General features: G+C 71.9%; 17 protein-coding genes. 7 read left to right on the top strand and 10 right to left on the bottom strand.

From position 1 onward, the window contains the following. Positions 1-29: 29 nt before the first annotated feature. Positions 30-818, bottom strand: a complete 789-nt coding sequence (locus ABD976_RS13605) for an IclR family transcriptional regulator (RefSeq protein ID WP_345362871.1) — start codon at positions 816-818, stop codon at positions 30-32. Between the two features lie 264 nt (positions 819-1,082). On the opposite strand from ABD976_RS13605, the gene ABD976_RS13600 reads away from it, so the two are divergent. Next, positions 1,083-1,682, top strand: coding sequence for a lysoplasmalogenase (locus tag ABD976_RS13600; RefSeq protein ID WP_345362869.1), 600 nt, complete (start codon positions 1,083-1,085; stop codon positions 1,680-1,682). A gap of 622 nt (positions 1,683-2,304) precedes the next feature. On the opposite strand, the gene ABD976_RS13595 is transcribed toward ABD976_RS13600, so the two are convergent. From ABD976_RS13595 to ABD976_RS13585, 3 genes are all read right to left on the bottom strand, one after another. After that, complete coding sequence (locus ABD976_RS13595; RefSeq protein WP_345362867.1) at positions 2,305-3,093, bottom strand: S1 family peptidase; 789 nt, start codon at positions 3,091-3,093, stop codon at positions 2,305-2,307. A gap of 567 nt (positions 3,094-3,660) precedes the next feature. Next, positions 3,661-4,320 carry a response regulator gene (locus tag ABD976_RS13590; RefSeq protein WP_345362865.1) on the bottom strand — a complete coding sequence of 220 codons (660 nt, stop codon included), beginning with the start codon at positions 4,318-4,320 and terminating at the stop codon, positions 3,661-3,663. Next, positions 4,313-5,575 carry a sensor histidine kinase gene (locus tag ABD976_RS13585; protein ID WP_345362863.1) on the bottom strand — a complete coding sequence of 421 codons (1,263 nt, stop codon included), beginning with the start codon at positions 5,573-5,575 and terminating at the stop codon, positions 4,313-4,315. Before ABD976_RS13585 ends, ABD976_RS13590 begins: the two co-directional genes overlap by 8 nt. A 194-nt stretch (positions 5,576-5,769) precedes the next feature. Here ABD976_RS13585 and ABD976_RS13580 point away from each other — a divergent pair, with 194 nt between their 5' ends. The 3 genes from ABD976_RS13580 to ABD976_RS13570 are packed head-to-tail and all read left to right on the top strand — an operon-like array spanning position 5,770 to position 9,316. After that, positions 5,770-7,263 (top strand): glycosyltransferase family 39 protein, encoded by a 1,494-nt coding sequence (locus ABD976_RS13580; RefSeq protein ID WP_345362861.1) that lies wholly within the window; start codon positions 5,770-5,772, stop codon positions 7,261-7,263. After that, positions 7,263-7,820, top strand: a complete 558-nt coding sequence (locus ABD976_RS13575) for a PH domain-containing protein (RefSeq protein ID WP_369775693.1) — start codon at positions 7,263-7,265, stop codon at positions 7,818-7,820. The genes ABD976_RS13580 and ABD976_RS13575 overlap by 1 nt, the downstream gene beginning before the upstream one ends. After that, positions 7,817-9,316 (top strand): PH domain-containing protein, encoded by a 1,500-nt coding sequence (locus ABD976_RS13570; protein ID WP_345362857.1) that lies wholly within the window; start codon positions 7,817-7,819, stop codon positions 9,314-9,316. Before ABD976_RS13575 ends, ABD976_RS13570 begins: the two co-directional genes overlap by 4 nt. 79 nt (positions 9,317-9,395) lie before the next feature. On the opposite strand, the gene ABD976_RS13565 is transcribed toward ABD976_RS13570, so the two are convergent. From ABD976_RS13565 to ABD976_RS13555, 3 genes are all read right to left on the bottom strand, one after another. Further along, on the bottom strand, positions 9,396-9,587 hold the full coding sequence (locus ABD976_RS13565) for a DUF397 domain-containing protein (RefSeq protein WP_345362855.1): 192 nt from the start codon (positions 9,585-9,587) through the stop codon (positions 9,396-9,398). 1 nt (position 9,588) lies between these two features. Continuing rightward, positions 9,589-10,437, bottom strand: coding sequence for a helix-turn-helix domain-containing protein (locus ABD976_RS13560; protein WP_345362853.1), 849 nt, complete (start codon positions 10,435-10,437; stop codon positions 9,589-9,591). Between the two features lie 401 nt (positions 10,438-10,838). Continuing rightward, positions 10,839-12,572 carry a pyruvate dehydrogenase gene (locus tag ABD976_RS13555; protein WP_345362851.1) on the bottom strand — a complete coding sequence of 578 codons (1,734 nt, stop codon included), beginning with the start codon at positions 12,570-12,572 and terminating at the stop codon, positions 10,839-10,841. A 162-nt stretch (positions 12,573-12,734) separates the two neighbouring features. Here ABD976_RS13555 and ABD976_RS13550 point away from each other — a divergent pair, with 162 nt between their 5' ends. After that, a complete protein-coding gene (locus ABD976_RS13550; protein WP_345362849.1) occupies positions 12,735-12,908 on the top strand; it encodes a hypothetical protein in 174 nt (57 codons plus the stop codon). A gap of 23 nt (positions 12,909-12,931) precedes the next feature. Then, positions 12,932-13,402 (top strand): thioredoxin-dependent thiol peroxidase, encoded by a 471-nt coding sequence (bcp, locus tag ABD976_RS13545; RefSeq protein ID WP_345362847.1) that lies wholly within the window; start codon positions 12,932-12,934, stop codon positions 13,400-13,402. 43 nt (positions 13,403-13,445) lie between these two features. On the opposite strand, the gene ABD976_RS13540 is transcribed toward bcp, so the two are convergent. After that, the gene (locus tag ABD976_RS13540) at positions 13,446-14,204 is read right to left on the bottom strand and encodes a sulfite exporter TauE/SafE family protein (RefSeq protein ID WP_345362845.1); all 759 of its coding nucleotides are present in this window, start codon (positions 14,202-14,204) and stop codon (positions 13,446-13,448) included. Positions 14,205-14,326: 122 nt separating this feature from the next. Here ABD976_RS13540 and ABD976_RS13535 point away from each other — a divergent pair, with 122 nt between their 5' ends. After that, entirely contained in the window at positions 14,327-17,503 is a 3,177-nt protein-coding gene (locus tag ABD976_RS13535; RefSeq protein WP_345362843.1) for an NACHT domain-containing protein, read from the top strand. Here the strand turns inward: ABD976_RS13535 and rdgB are convergent. Together rdgB and rph are read right to left on the bottom strand one after the other, a co-directional pair. Beyond that, positions 17,487-18,101, bottom strand: coding sequence for an RdgB/HAM1 family non-canonical purine NTP pyrophosphatase (gene rdgB, locus ABD976_RS13530; RefSeq protein WP_345362841.1), 615 nt, complete (start codon positions 18,099-18,101; stop codon positions 17,487-17,489). The two genes, ABD976_RS13535 and rdgB, sit on opposite strands and share 17 nt — an antisense overlap. Then, positions 18,098-18,853, bottom strand: a complete 756-nt coding sequence (gene rph / locus ABD976_RS13525; protein WP_345362839.1) for a ribonuclease PH — start codon at positions 18,851-18,853, stop codon at positions 18,098-18,100. The genes rdgB and rph overlap by 4 nt, the downstream gene beginning before the upstream one ends. Between the last annotated feature and the right edge of the window lie 29 nt (positions 18,854-18,882).

Below are 18,882 nucleotides of genomic sequence, written 5' to 3'. Positions count from 1 at the left end.
CTCAGCAGTAGCCGAGGGCGACGTCAAGGTCAGCGGCGGAGCTGTTCCTCCACCGCCGCGACGACCTCGGCCAGCGGGCGGCGGGTCCGTTCGGTCCAGTCCGGGCCGCAGCGCGGCGTGGGCGCCGACACCGACAGGGCCGCCACCACCTCGCCGGTGTGGTCCCGGATCGGCATCGCCACGCAGCGGCAACCCACGATGTACTCCTCGTCGTCCACCGCGTAACCGAGTTCGCGGACCCCCTCGACCTCGGCGCGCAGGGCGTCGAGATCGGTCACCGTGCTGTCGGTGAAGCGCTCCAACCGCACGCCCCGGTAGCGGCGCTCCCACTCCTCCGGGGACAGCCCGGACAACAGCGCCTTGCCCAGGCCGACCGCGTGCGCGGGCAGCCGCATACCGACCGCCGAGACGAGCTTCATCGGCTGCGGCGACTCGGCGATCGCGATGTAGACGTTCTCGGTGCCGTCGAGCCGGGAGAGCTGCACGGTCTCCTCGGTCTCGGCGGCGAGCCCCTCCATCAGCGGCAGCGCGAGACCGACGATCCCGCGGTGCCCGGTGTAGCCCTGACCGACCGTCCACGCCTTCAGCCCCAGGCCGTAGGTGCGCGTCGTCTGGTCGAACTCGGCGAAGCCCCGGTGCACCAGCGTGCCCAGCAGCCCGTGCACGCTCGACAGCGGCAGGTGCAGGATCTCGGCGATGTCGCTGAGGCGGTGCCGCCCCCGGGACAGCAGCTCCAGGATGACCAGCGCGCGGTCCGCGGACTTCACCACGCTGGGCCCGCTGCCCGCCTGCTCCGGGACGGTCGATTCCGCCTTCACACCGCATTCCCTTCCCTCCGCCGCCACCGGCGACGCTCCTACCTGCGTAGATGCTCTCCTACCGCACAGTACAGCGGGCCGTCGACCATCGCGCAGCCGCTCGGTAAGTCCACAGTGGAGTCCGTCGGCGCAGCGGAACGCCCGCCCGGCGCCGGGCTGCTACCGGACGCGGCGGACCGTGGTCCATGATGTCGGAACCCGGCGTGGCGAGAGCGGCAGCCGCCGAGCAGGCGTCCCGGACACGGGCCAACCCGAGGAGGAGATGTGCGAGCGGCTTACCTGGTGACCTCGGTGACCGACGTCGTCCTGTCCGCCTGCGGCGCCCGGACGGCGCGCCGGATCACCAAACCCGCCCTGATGCCGGTGCTCGCCGCCCAACGGCCGCCGCGCGGGGCGGGGGCGGCGATCGGGCTGGCGGGGTCCTGGGCGGGCGATGTCGCGCTGCTCGCCGAGGGCGACCGGCCGTTCCGCGCCGGGCTCGGCGCGTTCCTCCTCGCCCACCTCGGCTATGCGACGGCCTTCGCGCGAGGCGGGCGGCCCCGAGCGGCGCACCTGGTCCCCGCGGCGGTGTTCACCGCGACCAGCGCGGTGGTGTTCGGGCGGCTGGCGGGACCGCTCGGCCGACCGGTGCGGGCCTACGCCGTCGCGATCGGCGCGATGGGCGCCGCCGCGACCACCGTGCGCGGCCCCGGCGCGCGCCGCATCGCCGCGGGCGCCGCCCTGTTCATCACCTCGGACGCGCTGCTCGGGCTCGGCCGCTTCGGGGTGATCGGCCGACGTCCGGAGCTCACCGATGCGGCGGTGATGACCACCTACGCGCTCGCGCAGTGGCTCATCCACGACGGGCTCAGCGCGCGGAACTGACCCGAGCGAACGGCCGGAGCGGTTCCGGACGGCGGCGGCCGCTGCGACCGGCGGCGGAGCCGGGGCGGGTCGCGGCGGCGGGCCGTGGGGATCGACCGGCTGCCGAGCCGGTCCCGGGAGGCGTCGGCTGTGGCGGAGGCCCGGTCGCGACGACGACCGCAGCCGATCACGGTGGGGCATCGGCCACGGAGGAGGCCCGGTCGCGAGCGGCCACAGCCGAGCCCGGTGGGGCATCGGCCACGGACGAGTTCCGGTCGCGAGCGGCCACAGCCGAGCCCGGCGGGGCATCGGCCACGGACGAGTTCCGGTCGCGAGCGGCCACAGCCGAGCCCGGCGGGGCATCGGCCACGGACGAGGTCCGGTCGCGAGCGGCCACAGCCGAGCCCAGTGGGCATCGGCCGTGGAGGAGGTCCGGTCGCGACGGCGGGCCAGTCGCGGAGTCCGGCCGCACGCGGAGTCCGGTCACGTCCACCGCCAGCGGGGCGGTCGCCGTCCGCCGACTGCGCCTGGCCACCCTGCCCGGTGGCGACGACCTCGTCCGCACCGTCTTCCGCAGGAAAGGGCGACGTCGATGCCCGCGGCGGGGCGGGTCGGTGCGCACCGACCCGCCCCGCCGCTGGTGTCAGCCCAGCTGGGCGACGATCTCGTCGTGGTAGGCACCGACCCGCGCGTAGACACCGGGGCTGCCCGGTCGCGCGCACCCGTTGCCGAACGAGGTGACGCCGATCACCCTGCCGCCCGCGACGATCGGGCCGCCGGAATCGCCCTGGCAGGTGTCCACGCCGCCCTCCGGGAAGCCCGCGCAGACCATCGCGCCGGGGTCGTACTCGGGGTAGGCGCTGCCGCAGTCGGCGTCGGAGTTCACCGGCACGGTCGCCCGCTGCAGGTGGTCGGCGCTCGCACCGCCCTCGGAGGTGTTGCCCCAGCCGAGGATGGTGGCCTCGGTGCCCGGCGCGTAACCGGGGTCGTCGGCCGTGGCCAGCTCGATGGGAGCCTCCTGGACGGGAGCCGACAAGGTCAGGACGGAGACGTCGAAGCCCTCGGAGGCGGCCCGGTACTCGGGGTGCACCCAGACGTCGGTGACCTCGGAGACGGTGCCCTCGCTCGAGGACATCACGGTCCGGCCGCTGACCACGTTGATCTCGGCGGGCCGGGAGTCCGCGGTGCAGTGCGCCGCGGTGAGCACCTTGTCCGGGGCGACCAGCGAACCACCGCAGAACTGCTGGCCCGACGGGGTCACCAGCGCGACGGTGAACGGGTGGTCCTGGATGTCGGCGTCCTGGCCGCCGACGATGAACGGCGTGACGTCCGGCGCGGGCTCGGCCTGCGCGACGCCTGCGGTGGCGGCGGCGGTGAACAAGGCGGCGGCGACACCGGCCAGCCTGGTCCAGCGGCGAGGGGCTGGGGCCATCGTGCTCTCCTGTCTGTCGTGCCGGCCACGGGACCGGACGGCTGATCACGCAGGACTTCCAGGCACGATAGCGGCGCGCGGCAGCCGCCCCAAAGCAATCGAATCTGCCGGTTTTCCCAGTGCAGCAGGGAAAACGGACATCGGCGGAGATATCCCCGGCGCACCCCGATTCGCACCGGGGATACCTCCAGTCGCGGCCGGACCCCTCCGACCAGCGTTGCCACCGATCCCCGAACCGGCGGCGCACGTCCGCGGCCCCGACTGCCACATGAACGGACGTGCGCCCCCTGGTGTACCGAAGATCGGACGGAATATTCCAGGCCCGTTCGGGGGGTATGCGGTAGTCACTTGTTCAACTAGTTGGCCTAGGGGGCGCGGCGGCGAGACGCCCGAACGCACTCCCGGCGAGACGGCTCGGCATCCCGCACCACCGCGCCCGACCTGCGGTTCCCGCGCAGGTGCCGCGCGGCAGCCGATTCCCCCGGGTGAACGCCGACCGCACAGCACCCAGACCGGACCACCGGAGGTGCCGGTTCGCCGCCGAGGCGCACGACCGGCGCGCTCGGGTCAGCGCGGGGTCAGTCCCGCGTCGTAGGCGAGCAGTCCCGCCTGCACCCGGTTGTCGCAGGACAGCTTCACGAGCAACCGGGAGACGTAGCTCTTGACCGTCGCCTCCGACAGGTGCAGCCGCTCGCCGATCAGCGCGTTGGACAACCCCTGGCCGAGGCAGCCGAGCACGTCCACTTCGCGCTCGGTCAGGTTGCGGACCAGCTCGACCGCCTGCCTGCGGGTGTCCTGCTCGCGCGCGGACGCCGCGACGAGCCGCTTCTTGGCATCGCTGGACAGCACCGTGTGCCCGTCGGCGGCCACCCGGACCAGCCCGATCAGGTCCTCCGGCGGCGTGGACTTGACCAGGAACCCGGCCGCCCCGGCGCGCAGCGCACGCAGCACGTTCTGGTCGGCGTCGAAGGTGGTCAGCGCGACGACCGCGGGCGGATCCGGCATCCGGCAGATCCGTTCGATCGCGGCCAGGCCGTCCACGCCCGGCATCCGCAGGTCCATCAGCACCACGTCGGGGCGGTGGCGCACCACGGACTCCACGGCGGCAGCACCGTCCTGGGCGTCGTCCACGACGTCGAGGTCCGGGACCGAGCCGAGGATGGTGCGCAGGTGCGCGCACACCATCGGCTCGTCGTCGACGACCACGACCCGGATCGCGTCAGGCATCCGCGCTCGCCTCCCCCGTCGGCACGTACGCGGGGAGTATCACATCCACCTCGAAGCCGCCCTCGTCCGTCGCCCCCGCGCGGAACGCGCCGCCCACCAGCTCCACCCGCTGCTGCAGTCCGAGCAAGCCGGTTCCGGAGCCGCTGCCCGCGAGCCCTGGTACCGCGTCCAGCAGCGGTGGCGAGTTGCGCACGAACAACCGGACCCGTTCGTCGCTGTAGATGGTCCGCACCGTCACCGCGGCCCCGGGCGCGTGCTTGTGCACGTTGGTGAGCGCCTCCTGCACCACCCGGTAGGCGGTGCGCCCGACGGCTGCGGAAACGAGCGCGGGATCGCCGTCCTCGACGAGCCGCACCGGTACCCCGACGGCTTCGGACTGGCTCACGAGCTGGCCGATGCCGGGCACCGCTTCCGGCGCGGCGTCCTCGGCGGGGGCCGCGGGCTCCGCCGAGCCGCTCCGCAGCACGCCGACGAGGTCCCGCAGCTCCTCCAAGGCTTCGCACCCGCTGGCGCGCAGCTCCCCGGCGGCGCGCCGGGTCTCCGGGTCCTGCGCGGCCACCCCGAGCGCGCCCGCCTGGAGCACCATGAGGCTCACCCGGTGCGTGACCACGTCGTGCATCTCGGCGGCGAGCCGCGTTCGTTCGTCCGCGCGGGCCTGGTGGGCGAGCAGTTCCTGCTCCCGCTCGGCGCGCTCGGCGCGCTCGCGCAGCGCGTCGACCAAGCGGTGGCGAGCGCGCGCGTACAGCGCGAGCACCGACGGGAGGACGGTGAGCACGACGGCGTTGACCAACGTCTCGCCCGGCGGTTCGGCCCACGGGCGCACCGCGAGCAGCGAGGTGATCGCGACGAGGTCCCAGGCGAAGATCCACCGCCGGCGCGGCTGCGCGTAGCGGATGGCGGCGTAGATGGTCCACGGGGCGGTCGCCGGCATCCACGGGTCAGTAGACCTGTTGATCACGAGCAACGGCCCCGGGCCCAGCTCGATGAGCACCGACTGCACCAGCGTCAGCACGGCGACGCAGGTCATCAGCGCGACGGGGAAGCGCCGGCGCACCAGCAAGCCGAGCGTGAGCGCGTGCATGATGAGGGCGTCGGCCCAGGTGCCGCCGGCCCAGTCGTAGGTGCCCGCCGGGATGTCGGACGGGAACAGGAAAAGCATGACGCGGCCCAGCACCTGGAGGCCCAGGACGAGAGCGACGTCGAACGCGGCTTCCCGCTTGGAGTTCCAGAGCAGCCGCCACAGCGGACGCTTCACGGTCACCACACTAGGCAGGATCGCGCTGCCGAACCGGGAATCACCGCCTTTCCGCCCACAGCTCTAGACGAAAGTTGTGAGGGCGACGAGACGGCACGACTTTCGGCCAGGCAGGAGACAACCGGCGGCCGTGTCGCGGAGGTGCTCGCCCGGGCTTCACTCGGTGCCGTTCCGCACGACGACTGGGGGAGACCATGCGAACCGAGCTCATCGACCCGGTGGCGACGGAGGGCCGGCCGGGCGCACCGGACCACCGGTTCGCCCGGTGGCCGGTGCTGTCCATCACCGGGCTCGTCGCCGCGCTGCACCTCGCGTTCAGCGCGTCCGGCCAGCACTGGATCGACGAGGTGTACATGCTCGCGGCGGGCAGGTTCCACCTCGACTGGGGTTTCGCCGACCAACCGCCGCTGGTGCCGCTGCTGGCCGCGGCGATGGACCTGCTCGCACCGGGTTCGTTGCTGGTCCTGCGGCTGCCCGCCGTGCTCGCCACGGCCGCGGCCGTGGTCGTGACGGCCCTGATCGCGCGGGAGCTCGGAGCCGACCGGCGGGCCCAGGTGCTGGCCTCCGGTGCCGCCGCGACCGGCCTGTGGGTGAGCACCGTCGGCCACTGGCTGACGCCCTACACCGTCGAGCCGCTGCTCTGGCTGCTGATCACGCTCGTGCTGGTGCGGTGGATCCGGTTGCACCGGGCGGGTCGGGACGACGACCGGCTGCTCCTGCTGCTCGGCGTCGTCGTCGGGATCACCGTGCAGGCCAAGTTCCAGGTCCTGCTGCTGTGCGCGGTGCTGCTGGCCGGGGTGGCCCTCTTCGGCCCGCGGGCGCTGCTCCGGCGTCCGGCCTTGTGGGGCGGTGCCGGCATCGCCCTGCTCATCGCGCTGCCGACCCTGCTCTGGCAGGCGTTCCACGGCTGGCCGCAGCTCGCGATGGGAGCGGTGGTGGCGGGGGAATCCTCGTTGCTGTCCGGTGGGCGAGCGGGCACCGCGGCATCGCAACTGGTCTACGCCGGGCTGGCGGGCCTCTTCCTGCTGAGCTACGGCCTCTGGCGGCTGCTGCGGTCCGCCGAGCTGCGGAGCTACCGGTTCTTCGGGATCGCCTTCGTGTTCCTGTACGTGTTCTTCGTCGCCACCGCCGGGCGGCCGTACTACCTGATCGGCCTGTACGGCATCGCGATGGCCGCCGGTGCGGTCGGGCTGCAACGCCGCCGGGAGGCGGTGCGGGCCCGCGGACGCACGCCGCGCCTGAGCTGGACCGCGTGGCCCGCCTACGCGCTGTCGATCGCGCTGGCCGGGTCCTCGATCGTCGCCAGCGGCGGCCTCACCTCCCTTTTCGGAGCCATGAACGATCAGCGGATCATCGCCGAAACGATCAGCACGTACCGGCAGCTCCCCGCCCAGCAGCGCTCGGACCTCGGCCTCGTCGTCGAGAACTACATCAGCGCCGCGACGATCGAGGTCGGCGCGCGGGGCACCGAAGTGCCGCCGGTGCACAGCCCGCACCGCGGCTACGGGTACTTCGGCCCGCCCGCCGAGCACGTCGACTCGGTGCTCTACGTGGGGAAGGACCCGTCCCGCCTGCGCGAGCACTTCGCCGAAGTCCGGTTGGTGCGCGAGGCCACCACGAGCTACTGGTTGTGCACCGGGCGCGAGGGCCCGTGGTCCTCGATATGGCCTGAACTGCGGTTCCTGTGATGTCCGTGCTGCCACAATGGAACCTCGCCCCGCTCGACGGAAGAGAGGCCGCAGTGCCCGCCGAACGACCTCCGCTCCAGCTCCGACCACCCCGTCACCGCGTGGAGCGACGCGCCATCGCGTGGTGGACCGCGCAAGCCGCCCTGCTCGTCCTCCCGCTGTTGGCCGCGCTCCTGGTGTGCGCCTTGCTCATCCCACCCGCGCGGTTCTGGCTGCTACTCGCCCTGGTGGTGGTCGGTGTCCTCGGCTTGGCCTACATCGGCGTGATGCCGCAGTGGCGGTACCGGGTGCACCGCTGGGAGACCACGGAGGACGCCGTCTACGCGTCCGCCGGCTGGCTCAGCCAGGAATGGCGAGTGGCGCCCATGTCGCGCATCCAGACCGTCGACACCGTGCGCGGCCCGCTGCAGCAGCTCTTCAACCTGTCCAGCGTCACGGTCACCACGGCTTCGGCCGCCGGGCCGCTGACCATCGACGGGCTGGACCGGCAGGTCGCCGCGGACGTCGTCGCCAGGCTGACCGAAACCACCCAGGCGACCCCGGGAGATGCGACATGAACGCCGCGGCGGACGACGACTGGCAGCGGCTCGATCCCAAGGTCGTGCTGGCCGTGCTGGCGCTCGTGCTGGCCCCGATGTTCCCGGCCCTGGCGGTCATGCTCATCGCCGGAGCGGAGCCGACGGCCGTGCTCACGACGCTGGGGATCTGGCTGGCGTCGGCGGTCGCGATCGGTGGCCTCACCGCGTCGAGCTGGTACTTCACCCGGTACCGGGTCACCGGCGAGCGGTTGGAGATGCGCACGGGCGCCGTGACCCGGAGCCACCGCTCGGTCCCGCGCGACCGGATCCGCAGCGTGGACATCACGGCCGGTCCGGCGCACCGGGTGTTCGGCCTAGCGGTGCTGAAGGTCGGTGCCGGGAGCCAGGGCAGCGGCAGCACCGAGCTGAAGCTCGACGCGGTCACCCGGCCGGTGGCCGAAGCGCTCCGGCAGGAACTGCTCTACGGCAGCGCGACCGCACCGCAGGAACAGGCCGCCGAGGAAACACCCGACGGCGCGCTGGCGGTGATGCGGCCGGCGTGGTTCGGCTACTCGGCCCTGACCCTGTCGATGATGGCGGTGGTGTGGGGTGCGATCGCCTCGGCGGTCGGCTCGTTCTCCGAGCTGCTGACCGCGTTCGGGTTCTGGGGCGCCGTCTACACCGCGGCGACGTCGATCCCGCTGTGGTTGATCGTCCTCGCGAGCGCGGCCGTCGTGCTGCTCACCGGAATGCTCGGCTCGCTGCTGCTCTCCCTGGAGGCGTGGTGGGGCTTCCGGCTGACCCGCGATCGCGGGGACACGCTGCGGGTCCGGCGCGGTCTGCTCACCACGAGGTCGATCTCGCTGGAGGAACGGCGACTGCGCGGCGTCGAGCTCGTCGAACCGCTGCTGCTGCGGTGGGTCCGCGGGGCGCGGGTGCACGCGGTCACCACCGGGCTCAGCGAGTCCAAGGGCGACAAGCAGCCGGACAACAACACCCTGCTCCCGCCCGCCCCTCGGGGCGTGGCGCAGCAGGTCGCCGCGAACGTGCTGCGCGACGAGGAACGACCGACCGCCCTGGCGCTGCGCGGCCACCCGCGCGCGGCGCTGCGGCGACGGCTCAACTGGGCCGTCCTCTGGGCGCTCCCGGTGGTGATCGCCGCCGTGGTGCTCGGCGTGCTGGACCTGGTCCCGGTGTGGCTCGCGGTGGTGGTCCCGGTCGCGGTGCTCGCGGTGGGCGTGGGCTTCGCGGTGGACGCCTACCGCGGTCTGGGACGCGCCTTGGGCGAGCGGTACCTGGTGAGCCGGTCGGGTTCGGGCTTGCGGCGCACCGTCGCCCTCCAGCGGAGCGGCATCATCGGGTGGCGGATCAAGCAGTCGATGTTCCAGCGGCGCTCCGACCTGATCACCGTGGGGGCCACCACGGCGGCGGGGCGCGGGGTCTACCACGTCCACGACGTCCTCTCGGCGGATGGCTTGGAGTTCGCCGACGAAGCAGCTCCGGGGATCCTGGCGCCGTTCCTGGAACGGCGCTGACGTGGCGAGAGGAGGGAACGCGCGGTCCGATCGGTGAGGAAGCGGTGGCTCCGCTCCGGCAGAGCGGAGCCACGTGCGCCTAGCAGTCGTACTGTCCGCGCTTGATCTCGCTGACGAACTCCCACCAGCGCTGCGGTGCGATCATGAGGTGCCCCGAGGCACGATCCTTCGTGTCCCGGATGCCCACGCAGTCGGCACCGAAGCCGACCTCGACGCACTGGCCCTGCCCCTGGGTGCGGGTGCTCGTGCGCCAGTCGGTGATGTATCCCATCCTAAAGCTCTCCAATGCGTTCGTTGATGAGTTGCAGAGACCCTTCAGGGCTTATCGCATGAGCCCGCAAATGGTCCATCATCGTCACGTAGTTGTGCAGTTCTATCTCTCTTTCGAGGTAGAGGCCGCCCACGTGAGTCTCCAAATAAACCACGTCCGGGTCGATGTGATTCGAGTAACGCAGGATCACGAACGGCCCGGCCTGTGCCGGGTGAGCACCCGCGTCCAGGGGCATGACCTGAAGGGTCACATGCGGTAATTCCACCAGTTTGATGACGTGCTCGAGTTGTCTGCGGAGGACGTCCGCACCGCCCACGCAACGGCGCAGCGCCGCTTCACCCACCACTGCCCACAACTCGAGAGGGTTGGAACCGGTAACGCGTTGTTGGCGTTGTATGCGGAGATCAACTCTTCGGGTTATTTCGGAGTCGTCCGCTCGAATGAGCGTGGATTTAGTAATGGCATACGCATATTCGCGCGTTTGGAGCAGACCGGGAATCGCCTCGGACTCGTAGGTGTGGATCGACGATGCCTCCGCCTCCAGCCCGACGTAGGTCTCGTACCACTCGGGCAGGACGTCGCTGTAGGAATGCCACCACCCGCGCTTGCGCGCATCGCGGGCCAGGTTCACGAGCTGTTCCCGCTCGGAACCGTCCACTCCGTAGAAGTCCAGGAGCGCCGAGACGTCACCGACCGAGGGCGACCGCTTGGCCGTCTCGAACCGTCCGATCTTGGCCTGGGTGCAGCCGAGGTGCGTCGCAGCCTGCTGTTGGGTGACCTCCGCCCGCCCCCGGATGCGGCGGAGCTCGGCAGCCAGACGACGGCGACGCACAGTGGGGCTCACTGTCATGCGGACAGTCTCCTCCGCGTGTCCACACCAGGTGATCACCCCGTCACCCTTGTGACATCTAGCGATTTGGCATATTCCAACGGATGCTGGTGCGAGGACGACGAAGCGGTCCGCACCAGGGGGTGTTCAGCAGATGTACTACCTTCTCGCGGCGTCCGTGCTGCTCTGGGCGTTGCTGTTCGGGGCGGGTTTCGCCGCGTGGTGGGTGGCGAGCAGGCCCCGGCGGCCACGCCCGAAACCGCGCTCGCGCTGACCCGGCCGCCGAGCTGCCCGGGAGAACTCGCCGGGCTCCGACCGGGCGCGCCCGCGATCTCACGTCACGTGATCAACTTCGCACTCAAGATCACCCGACCGGTTCCGATCCGTTCGGGCGTCCGCTCCGAAACATCCGCGACGAACGCTCACGGACGGGGGACGTTCCGGAGGTTGCTCCGGGCGAGCTGCACCATCTTGCCGACCCCGCCGGAGAGCACCGTCCGGCTGACCGCCAGGGCGAATCCCTTGACCTGAGCGCTGGTGATCTTCGGCGGCAGGGACAGCGCGTTGGCGTCGGTCACGATGTCCACCAACGCGGGACCGGGGCGGCGCAGCGCTTCGGCCAGCGCCTCCCGCACCTCCGACGGCCGCTGCACCCGCACCGCGTGCAGACCGGCGGCCGTCGCGATGGCCGCGTAGTCGATGCCGTCGTGGTCGGTGCCGAAGTCCGGCATGCCGTCCACCAGCATCTCCAGCTTCACCATGCCCAGCGAGGAGTTGTTGAAGACGACCACCTTCACCGGCAGGTCGTGGGTGCGCAGCGTCAGCAGATCACCGAGCAACATGGACAGCCCGCCGTCCCCGGACATCGAGATGACCTGCCGTCGCCGGTCGGTCTGCTGCGCCCCGATCGCCTGCGGCAGCGCGTTGGCCATCGACCCGTGCACGAAGGACCCGAGCATCCGCCGCCGCCCGTTCGGCGTGATGTACCGCGCCTGCCACACGTTGCACATGCCGGTGTCCACGGTGAACACCGCGTCGTCGGCGGCCACGTCGTCGAGCACGTCGGCGACGAACTCGGGGTGGATGGGCTCCTGCGACTCGACGTCGCGGGTGTAGGCCGACACCACCCGCTCCAGCGTTTCGGCGTGCTCCCGCAGGCAGCGGTCCAGGAACGAGCGGTCCTGCTTGGTTTCCAGCAGCGGCAGCAACGCCTCGATCGTCTCCCGGACGTCGCCCTGCACGGCCAGGTCCAGCACCGTGCGCCGTCCCAGGTGCGCCGGCTCGATGTCCACCTGCACCGTGTTGGCCTGCGGCAGGAAGTTGTCGTACGGGAAGTCGGTGCCCAGCAGCACCACGAGGTCGGCCCGGTGCATCGCCTCGTAGCAGGCGCCGTAGCCGAGCAGCCCGCTCATCCCGACGTCGTACTGGTTGTCGTACTGGATCCACTCCTTGCCGCGCAACGCGTGCCCGACCGGCGCCTTGAGCACCTCGGCCAGCTCCATCACCTGCTGGTGCGCCCCGCGGGTCCCCGCGCCGCAGAACAGCATCACGCGTTCGGCCCCGTTGAGCTTGTCGGCCAGCGCCTCCACCTGGGCGGGGGCGGGGACCACGGTGGGCGGCGCGCAGTCCACCACGCCGTGCCCGGTCGCGCGCACCGCCTCCTGCTGCGCGACGTCGCCGGGCAGCACCAGCACCGACACCCCGCGCCGCCCGGCGGCGGTCTGCATCGCGGTGCGCAGCAGCCGCGGCATCTGGGCGGGCTGCGACATGAGCTCGCAGAAGTGGCTGCACTCGTTGAACAGCTCCTCCGGGTGCGTCTCCTGGAAGAACCCGGTGCCGATCTGCTCCGACGGGATGTGCGAGGCCAGCGCGAGCACCGGGGCTCCGCTGCGGTGCGCGTCGTAGAGGCCGTTGATCAGGTGCAGGTTGCCCGGGCCGCAACTGCCCGCGCACACCGCGAGCCGCCCGGTGAGCTGAGCTTCCGCGCTGGCCGCGAAGGCCGCGGTCTCCTCGTGCCGCACGTGCACCCATTCGATGCCCTCGGTCCGGCGCACCGCGTCCACCACGGGGTTGAGGCTGTCCCCCACGATGCCGTAGATCCGTTCGACGCCCGCCTGCACGAGCACGTCGATGAACTGGTCGGCGACTGTTGGCATGGGCCCCTCCGGATCTGCGGCTGACCCTGTCCCGTCTACGCGGGCACCCGGCTACCTGCAACTCGAGGACGTCACCACCCGGGCGGGTGAAAGCGGTAACGATTCCGGTGAATCCCGCGATCTCCACGACGTCGCACGCCCCAACTTGAGAGAGGAACAGCGGTGAGCATCCGCGTCTACACCTTCTGCGCGACCGCCGTGACGGTCTCGGCAGTCGCCGGTCTGCTGGTGGGTGGCTATCTCGCGACGACCGCTGAGCAACCGAGCACCCGGCATGCCGAGGTGACCCACGTGACCGAGGTCGGTCCCGCGGAAGCGACCCTCCCGCCGCGCTGAACGCATCGGCTAGCGTCGGGCGCATGACCGAACAACGACTCTCCGTCGGCGATCAGGCGCCCGACTTCGCGCTGCCCGACGCGGACGGCAAGACCGTGGCGCTGGCCGACTACCAGGACCGCTCCCTGGTCGTCTACTTCTACCCCGCCGCCAGCACGCCGGGCTGCACCAAGGAGGCCTGCGACTTCCGGGACAGCCTCGCGCCGCTCAACGAGGCGGGTTTCGACGTGGTCGGCATCTCGCCGGACAAGCCGGAGAAGCTGGCGGCGTTCCGCGATGCGGAGGGCCTGACCTTCCCGCTGCTGTCCGACCAGGACAAATCGGTGATGACGGCGTGGGGCGCCTTCGGCGAGAAGACGAACTACGGCAAGGTCGTGCAGGGCGTGATCCGCTCCACGTTCGTGGTGCGGCCCGACGGCACGATCGGCTCCGCCCTCTACAACGTCAAGGCCACCGGCCACGTCGACCGGCTCCGCAAGGAGCTCGGCGTCTGATCGCGCGCGGGGCGTCCGGGACCTCCCGGGCGCCCCGCCCGGCTCAGTCCACGACGAGGTAGACGGCGACGGCGGCGGCGATCACCACCACCAGGTAGCGCAGGAAGTTGGCCGGGAGCCGCTGGGCGAGCTTGCCGCCGACGAACCCGCCGAGCACGGTGGTGGGCACCAGGGTCAGCACCGCGATCCAGTCCACCGGCGCGACCAGCGCGTACACCACCAGGGTGACGGCGCTGCCCACCATGCCGAGCCAGCTCTTGAGCGCGTTGAGCCTGCGCATCACGTCGGAGGCGGCCAGCACCAGGATCGCGATGAGGATCACGCTGCGCGCCCCGCCGAAGTACCCGCCGTAGATCGAGGCCAGGAAGATCCCGATCGTCAGCAGCACGAGCCGGTCGGACCCGCCGGCCTCGGGACTGCCCATCCAGCGGCGGATGGTGGTCTGGAACGCCATGAGCACCGCGGACAGCCCGACCAGCGCGGGCACCACCGCGTCGAACACCGAACCGGGCAGCACCAGCAGCAGCACGCAGCCGATCGCCGATCCCACCGCCGCGGCGCCCGTGGTCAGCCACAGCCGCTTGCGCGAGTCCTTGAGGTCCGCCCGCTGGCTCACCGCCGCGCCGACGAACCCGGGCCCCTGGGCGACGGAGTTCGTCACGTTCGCGACCAGGGGCGGCATCCCGGTCGCCAGCAGCGCGGGGAAGACCAGCAGGGAGCCACCCCCGGCCACGGCGTTGATCGCCCCGGAGAAGAACCCCACGACGATCAGCAGCGCCAGTTCCAGCGATTCGGTCAGCACGACTTCGCAAGTTAGCCGGTCGGTGCCGCCGACCTCCCGATGGGGCGAGCCGTCTCACACCCCCGGCTTGTGGTGTCACTCGGGGTGACGGGAAGATCACCGGAACGAGAACGGAGGTTCACGTGTCCGGTGTGGAAAGCGCGGCGCTGCGGCTCGGCTCGGCGGTGGTCGGGCAGGTGGCGCGGACGTGGCTCGGTCGCAAGCGCGCCGAAGTGCGCCGCGGTGCGGACCTGACCGAGCTGATCGGCTTCCGCTTCGGCGGGCTCCGCGAACGCGACCGGCGCGGCCTGCACCGCAGGCTCGACGAGGTCGCCGAGCACGTCGGCGACCGCCTGGAGCAGCTCTGCGACCGCGAGTTCGCCGCCCTGCCGGAGCACGAGCGCGTCGCCGCGCTGGACGCGGTGGCCGACGCGCTCGCCGAGGCCGACCTGTCGGACACCGCGCTGCTCGGCGCCGACCTGGACCCGGTGCGGCTGGCCCGCCGGGTCCGGCGGCAGGTCCCCCCGGCCGCCCCGCGCACCGGGCTGGGCGAGGTGGGCCGGGCGCTGTTCGACCGCGCGCTGGACGACGGCTGCGTGCAACTGGTCCACCTGGTCCGCGAACTCCCCGAGTACGACGCCCGGCTCGCCGAGGAATCGCTGCGCCGCGCCACCGGCATCCTCGCCGAGGTCCGCGAGGTCCTGGACCGGCTGCCGGTCACCAGCCTGGACGCCCCGTCCGGCACCGACCACGACGAGGCGTTCCGCCGCCGCTACCTCGACCTCCTCGCCCGGCACCACGACGACTTGGAGCTCATCGGCGTCAGCGTCCGCAACTTCCGCCCGCGCACCCGCCTCTCGGTGGCCTACCTGAGCCTGACGGTCAGCGGCGGGCTCCCGAAGCCGGACCACCACGAGCACTGGCTCACCGGCCACGACGACCGGGCCCGGAGCCTGCGCGTGGAGGCGGCGCTGTCGCTGACCCAGCGCACCCTGGTGCGCGGGGACGCCGGGTCGGGCAAGAGCACCCTGCTGCGCTGGATCGCGGTGCGCGCCGCGCGCGGTGACTTCGGCCCGGACCTCGCCAGCTGGAACGACCGCGTCCCGGTGCTGATCAAGCTGCGCAGCCACGCGGGCGGCGCGCTGCCCAGGCCGGAGGATTTCCTCGACGAACCGGACGGGCCGATGCCGGGACCGGCACCGGAGGGGTGGATGCACCGCCAGCTCACCGCGGGCCGGGTGGTACTGCTGGTCGACGGCGTGGACGAGCTCACCGCCGCGGAGCGGCCGAAGGTGCGCCGCTGGCTGGACGCCCTGCTCACCAGCTACCCGGACACCCGCATCGTGATCACCTCGCGCCCGGCGGCTGCGGGAACGAAGTGGCTCCGCTCCGAAGGATTCACCACCGTCGACCTCGAACAGCTCACGCCCGGCGACGTGCGGGAATTCCTGCGCCGCTGGCACGACGCGCTGCTGGCCGCCGACACCGGGGCGCTGCCGTTCAGCCGAGCCGAGGTCGAGCAGCAGCACCGGGGTCTGCTCGCCAAGCTCGACGCGCGCCCGCACCTGCGCAGCCTCGCCCGCAGCCCGCTGATGTGCGCGATGCTCTGCGCGCTCAACCTCGACCGGGGCGGCGAGCTCCCCCGGGACCGCAAGGGCCTCTACGAGGCGGCGCTGGAAATGATCCTGGACCGGCGGGACTCGGTCCGCGAGATCCCCTCGACGGTCGCGCTGGAGTACCGGGACAAGCTCGTCCTGCTCCAGGAACTCGCCTTCTGGCTCAACCTCAACGGCCGGGCCGAGCTCCCCCGCGAGCAGGCGCTCGCGCTGCTCGCGGCCAAGACCGCCGAGCCCGAAGCGGTTCTCACTCACCTCATCGAGCGCAGCGGCGTCATCCGCGAACCCGCCGAAGGTCGCGTCGACTTCGTGCACCGGACCTTCCAGGAGTTCCTCGCCGCCCGCAAAGCCGCCGACGAAAGCCACGTGGGACTCCTGGTCCAGAAGGCGCACTCCGACCAGTGGCGCGAGACGGTGATCATGTCCGCCGGTCTGCTCAACCGCCGGGGGCGGGCCGACCTGCTCAACGGCGTGCTCGACCGCGCCGACTCCGGCAGGCCGAAGCCGCGACGACGGCTGCGCCTGCTCGCCGCGGCCTGCCGGGAATCCGCCCACGACCTCCCACCCGAGGTCTCGGACCGGCTGGACGCCGCGATCGGGGCGCTCGTACCGCCGCGCAGCCATCGGGAAAGCCAGTCCTTGGCGACGATCGGCGAACCCGTGCTGGACCGCCTCCCGGACGACCTCAGCGCGCTCACCGAGGCGCAGGCAGCGGCGACCGTCCGCACCGTCGCACTGGTCAACGGGCCGGAAGCGCTGCACAAGCTCTCCCGCTTCGCCGCGGACGAACGTGCGGCGGTGCAACGCGAGCTCGCCGAAAGGTGGCCCCTCTTCGAACCGGAGAGCTACGCGCGCAGCGTGCTCGCCAACGCACCACTCGACGGAGGGGACCTGTTCGTGCGGGAGTGGGGCCTGCTCCCGCACCTGCACCACGTGCGGGAACTCGCGGATCTCAACGTGTCTGTGACAGGCAGCGGGGAACACGGCCTGAGCCCGCTCAGCCACGCCCGCCACCTGTCGGCGCTGAGCCTCCACGATGCGGGCGAGATCTCCCTGCGACCACTCGAAGAGCACCTCGGGCTGCAATCGGTCATGCTCGACACCCGAGTCCGATTTCACGACCTCGACGTCCTCTCGGGGCTGCGGCAACTCACGGACTTGGTCCTCGTCCAACAAGCACCCTTCGAGGATCTCTCGTTCCTCGAAGGGTGCCCGCCGTTGCGAGGGCTCGCTCTGAGCAGCAAACCGCTGGATGTCGACTACGGTCCCGCCGCCTCCATCAAGTCGCTGTACTACCTCCACGTCTACAACGTTCACCGGGCGTCGGCCCTGCGCCCGTTCAGCACGCACAAGGGGCTGAACTCGCTGTCGGTGTCGACCAGCGACACTTCCGGCTTGGCCGAGGTACTGCCGAACTTCACCGGTATCCGAGAGCTCTACGTGTTCATGGGATCGCTCACCGACTTGGAACCGCTGCCGAGCATGGAACTCGCGAAGCTCGTGCTGTCCCGCCATCCACCGACCCTCGATCTCACACCGGTGCGCTCGATGAGTTCGTTGCGAGACCTCCACCTGTCGTACTGCGACGGCCTCGACCTGGCGCCGCTGGCGGACCTGGACCTGCGGTTGAAGCTCCACCGCCGGGGCACCTACCGGGGGCTCGACCAGCTCGGCCCCGGCGTGCGCGTCACCTGGATCCGGTAGCCAACTCCCGCAGGGCGGGCAGCAGGAGCCGGAGGGCTCGGCCGCGGTGGGAGTCGGCGTCCTTCTCCTCGGGGGTGAGCTCCGCGCTGGTGCGGGTCTCGCCCTCGGGGACGAAGATCGGGTCGTAGCCGAAGCCGTTCGCGCCGCGCTCGGCCCGGACGAGGGTACCGCGCCATTCGCCGCGCACCACGGTCTCGGTCCCGTCGGGCAGCACGAGGGCCGCCGCGGAGACGAAGCCCGCGCCCCGGCGCTCGTCCGGGACGTCGCCGAGCTGGCCGAGCAGCAGGTCCAGGTTGGCCTGGTCATCGCCGTGCCTGCCGCTCCAGCGCGCGGAGAGCACCCCGGGCATCCCGTTGAGCGCGTCGACCTCGAGACCGGAGTCGTCGGCGACGGCGGGCAGCCCGGTGGCGCGCGCCGCGTCGGCCGCCTTGGCCACCGCGTTGTCCTCGAAGGTCGCGCCGGTCTCCGGCGCCTCCGGGAATTCCGGCACGTCGGCGAGGCCGATGACCTCCACGCCGTGCACCCCTTCGGCGTCGAGGATGCGCCGCAGCTCGACGAGCTTCTTGGTGTTGCGGGTCGCCAGCAGCAGCCGGGTCACGCCTTGCCCCCGGGCAGCGGGCCGGGGTAGGGCTGGGCCAGCGCCTCGGTCTGGAGCTCGGCGAGCCGGGTGCAGCCCGCCAGCGCGTAATCGATCATGGTGTCCATCGTGGAGCGGGTGAAGGTGGCGCCCTCGCCGGTGCCCTGCACCTCGACCAGCGTGCCGTGGTCGGTGGCCACCACGTTCATGTCCACCTCGGCGCGGGAGTCCTCCTCGTAGGGCAGGTCCAGCCGGACCCGGCCGTCCACGACGCCGACGCTCACCGCCGCGACCCCGCAGGACAGCGGCTTCGGGTCGGACAGCCGCTTCGCGGCGCCGAGCCAGGTGATCGCGTCGGCCAGCGCCACGTAGGCGCCGGTGATGGCCGCGGTGCGGGTGCCGCCGTCGGCCTGGATGACGTCGCAGTCCAGGGTGATGGTGTTCTCGCCCAACGCGGACAGGTCGATGCAGGCGCGCAGCGACCGGCCGACGAGCCTGCTGATCTCGTGGGTGCGACCGCCGATGCGGCCCTTCACCGATTCGCGGGCGCTCCGGGTGTTCGTCGCCGAGGGCAACATCGCGTACTCGGCGGTCACCCAGCCCAGCCCGGAGCCGGTCCGCCAGCGCGGCACGCCCTCCTGGACGCTGGCCGCGCACAGCACCCGCGTCCGGCCGAACTCGACCAGCACCGAACCGGCAGGCCAGTCCTGGTATCCCCGGGTGATCCGCACCTCGCGGAGCTCGTCGTCGCTCCGCCCGTCAGCTCGTGCCACGCCCCCACCCTATGCCCGAACCCGCACCA

The organism is Saccharopolyspora cebuensis (assembly GCF_039542665.1).
In the GTDB taxonomy this organism is placed as follows: domain Bacteria; phylum Actinomycetota; class Actinomycetes; order Mycobacteriales; family Pseudonocardiaceae; genus Saccharopolyspora; species Saccharopolyspora cebuensis.
This window is presented reverse-complemented; position numbering and strand designations above follow the sequence as displayed.